The sequence below is a fragment of the Escherichia sp. WS1451 genome, assembly GCF_046487365.1.
Lineage (GTDB): Bacteria > Pseudomonadota > Gammaproteobacteria > Enterobacterales > Enterobacteriaceae > Escherichia > Escherichia coli.
Genome location: NZ_JBJQJP010000083.1, coordinates 1 through 567, shown reverse-complemented (window position 1 = coordinate 567; position 567 = coordinate 1). Strand labels below are relative to the sequence as shown.

The 567-nt window shown below is 56.8% G+C and carries 1 protein-coding gene; it reads left to right on the top strand.

The window, feature by feature from the left end:
- Window positions 1–67 precede the first annotated feature (67 nt).
- A partial coding sequence (locus ACJHX7_RS26275; RefSeq protein ID WP_264132958.1) for a transposase domain-containing protein occupies window positions 68–567 on the top strand: 500 nt, incomplete at its 3' end.

Genomic DNA, 567 nt, shown 5'->3' with positions numbered 1-567 from the left:
GTAATGCCGATCAGTTAAGGATCAGTTGACCGATCCAGTGGCTGTGTAAGAATCCGGAAACGCTCACTTGTTTCCGGATTTTTTTATGCACATTGGACAGGCTCTTGATCTGGTATCCCGTTACGATTCTCTGCGTAACCCACTGACTTCTCTGGGGGATTACCTCGACCCCGAACTCATCTCTCGTTGCCTTGCCGAATCAGGTTCTGTAACGCTACGCAAGCGCCGTCTTCCCCTCGAAATGATGGTCTGGTGTATTGTTGGCATGGCGCTTGAGCGTAAAGAACCTCTTCACCAGATTGTGAATCGCCTGGACATCATGCTGCCGGGCAATCGCCCCTTCGTTGCCCCCAGTGCCGTTATTCAGGCCCGCCAGCGCCTGGGAAGTGAGGCTGTCCGCCGCGTGTTCACGAAAACAGCGCAGCTCTGGCATAACGCCACGCCGCATCCGCACTGGTGCGGCCTGACCCTGCTGGCCATCGATGGTGTGTTCTGGCGCACACCGGATACACCAGAGAACGATGCAGCCTTCCCCCGCCAGACACATGCCGGGAACCCGGCGCTCTA